The sequence below is a fragment of the Pseudomonas sp. AKS31 genome, from assembly GCF_023634765.1.
Lineage (GTDB): Bacteria > Pseudomonadota > Gammaproteobacteria > Pseudomonadales > Pseudomonadaceae > Aquipseudomonas.
The window spans coordinates 22,948-23,181 of sequence record NZ_JAMLFX010000038.1; the positions used below are offsets into that span (position 1 = coordinate 22,948).

Sequence of the window (234 nt, forward strand, 5' to 3'; positions counted from 1 at the left end):
AGATGAGCCGCTTTTTATTCGTCTGTCGCGCTTTGCCCAGTACGCACGGAGCGCCGACGCGGGAAGGCTTTGAGTGGGCTTTTCGAGAATATGGGCTGCCGGATGTGATCCGCACTGACAATGGCGCTCCTTTTGCGTCGACAGGTTTGGCGCGACTTTCGAAGTTATCGGTTTGGTTCATCAGGCTTGGAATCCATGTCGAAACGATTACGCCTGGCCGTCCCGACCAAAATG

At 55.1% G+C, this 234-nt stretch carries 1 pseudogene; it reads left to right on the forward strand.

The annotated features are described in order from the left end of the window. Nucleotides 1-234: pseudogene (locus M9827_RS28125) on the forward strand (IS481 family transposase); the annotation flags it as partial.